The sequence below is a fragment of the Enterobacter sp. 01-M-03-SI-ECC genome (assembly GCF_047530215.1).
Classification (GTDB): Bacteria; Pseudomonadota; Gammaproteobacteria; order Enterobacterales; family Enterobacteriaceae; genus Enterobacter; species Enterobacter chengduensis.
In genome coordinates this window covers 1-2,272 of the sequence record NZ_JBLKDA010000083.1, presented here as the reverse complement: position 1 = coordinate 2,272, position 2,272 = coordinate 1, and the positions used below count along the sequence as shown (strand labels likewise).

General features: G+C 54.2%; 2 protein-coding genes. One reads left to right on the top strand and one right to left on the bottom strand.

What is annotated here, in order from left to right:
- Positions 1 to 91: 91 nt before the first annotated feature.
- Positions 92 to 1,600, bottom strand: coding sequence for a group II intron reverse transcriptase/maturase (gene ltrA, locus ACMWKK_RS26090; RefSeq protein ID WP_001189111.1), 1,509 nt, complete (start codon positions 1,598 to 1,600; stop codon positions 92 to 94).
- 428 nt (positions 1,601 to 2,028) lie between these two features.
- On the opposite strand from ltrA, the gene ACMWKK_RS26085 reads away from it, so the two are divergent.
- Positions 2,029 to 2,272 (top strand): hypothetical protein (locus ACMWKK_RS26085; protein ID WP_071988032.1); only part of this gene is annotated, 244 nt, incomplete at its 3' end.

Sequence of the window (2,272 nt, the reverse complement as noted above, 5' to 3'; positions counted from 1 at the left end):
AGTAGAGTAAGAGGCAGGGCGTAGTCGGACTATTTCCCTGCCTCTCCTCCCCGAACCGGACGTGCACCTTTCAGCGCATCCGGCTCTCCATTTAAATGCTGGCGAACGCCATTGCCACTTCTGTAAAGCGCGATGTATACGTGTTTCTGGTCTCCGTCCTCAGATAGGGATTACCTTCGGGTAGCCGCCAGCGGAACAGCTTCTTGCCTTGCCCCACCAACCGGTACAGTATTTCGCCGCTGAGCTTGCCGTGATTGGTTTTACCAAATAAAACCCACGTTTTGCTCTGACCCGGTTTCGGTGATTTACACCACCACCTCATCAGGGAAGCGATACCTGTACGGTATTTGCGGGCCAGCCAGTGAGCCAGCTTCCAGAACACGACACGGTCGATATAACTGAAGACTTTGGCCTTAAAATCAACGAACTGATAGAACATGGCCCAGCCTTTCAGTTTTCGGTTGAGTTGTTCAGCCATATCGACTTTGCTTTCACTGTAGTTGCCTGATAACAGTGCTGTCAGCGATGCGGCGAAGTTTCTGGCTTTCTCCTGCGGGATCGTTGAGACCACTCGCATCTCGCCATAACGACTGCGTTTGCGAATGATCCTGTGCCCCAGAAAGATAAAGCCGTCATTAACATGGGTGATTTTAGTCTTATCCATGTTCAGCCTGAGTTTCAGACTGCCTTCGAGCACACCCCGACACTCCTCCCTGATGGCTTCCGCCTGTGCTTTGGTGCCTTTGACGATGAGGACAAAATCATCGGCATAGCGGCAGTACGCCACCGCGGGTTTCCACTGCCAGTTTTCTCTGACCGCCGTACTTCGGCCCCGTTGGATACTGTTATTCCAGTACCACCGATCTTTTCTGGCTTTCCCGCTCAGGTAGCGCTCATGCAGGTATTGATCGAACTCATTCAGCATGATGTTCGATAATAGCGGCGATATAACACCGCCCTGTGGTACACCTTCACTGGCCGCCCGAAAGAGACCGACATCGATATGTCCCGCCTTGATGGTTTTCCACAGCAGAGTCATGAAACGTGCGTCACTGATCCTGCGGCGTACAGCCTTCATCAGCAGTCGATGATGTACGGTGTCGAAGTAACTGGACAGGTCGCCTTCAATCACCCAGCGTCCCCGGGTTTCACCACAGTCTGTGAGCTGTAATTTCACCGTGCGGATCGCGTGGTGGACACTGCGCTCAGGCCGGAAGCCATATGAGAGCGTATGAAAATCACTCTCCCATATCGGCTCCATCGCCATCAGCATGGCCCGCTGAACAATACGATCCCGCAACGCGGGGATACCCAGTGGTCGCAGTTTGCCGTTGCTTTTAGGGATGTAAACCCGTCTGGCGGGCAAGGGCTGGTAGTGGCCTGAGAGTAATTCATCCCTGAGGATTTGCAGCTCAACAGCCAGTCTGGCCTGTAGCATTGTTTTGTTCACGCCATCAACGCCGGGGGTATGGGCCCCCTTTGATGAAAGCGTGATCCGCGCCGCTTCAGCCAGCCATTCTGGTTGTGTTATCAGACGCAGCAGCCGTTGAATCCGTAGGGACGGATCGGTGGCTGCCCATGTGGCAAGCTTGCGTTGCATTTCGCTGATTATCAAAGGTCTTCACCTCGTTAGGTCAGTTAATTCACGTCGCAAACACATTCAAACTGCTTCCCTTCGCCATGTAATGGGCTTTCCCCATCGCGGACTACTACGGAAGCTCCGCCAGCCAGCGCGTCATCGGAGCCATGCCCCCTTAACATCCGTCGCTGACCTTCCCCGGTTTACCTGCCTGGACTCAGGCATACTGAGGAGGCTGCCCGTCGCACTCTTTATCCTTGCTTGCCGCAAGTTGGCAGAAGTCAGCAACGCAAGCGTGATAGACGCTGCTGCCCCGGTGTTTCGCATACATGTCAAAACACCTTCGACCGGCAGTGCTTACGTATCACTGCCAGTTCCTCCTGCACGGCCTGTCAGATCACGTAGGCCGTGGTGACGTTTTCAACCCACAGAGGCGGATTAACGGGTTCATGTTCTTCAGCCTTTCAGTACTTAACCTTGAGGATCATCTCGGCTTAGTGATCTCGCCTCAATCCCCGTTGTCAGCGGGTTACATCACCCTGCGGGCATGCCGCAGGTCACTGCCGCTCAGGTTCTCCACCGTCACACCCGGTGGGATTGTTGGGTTTCTCATCGTGAGTTACCGGTTCAATATTCCAGACAGACTCGCGGTTCATTTAAGCATCCATGCCCGCCCTGAACTCCGGGCACACT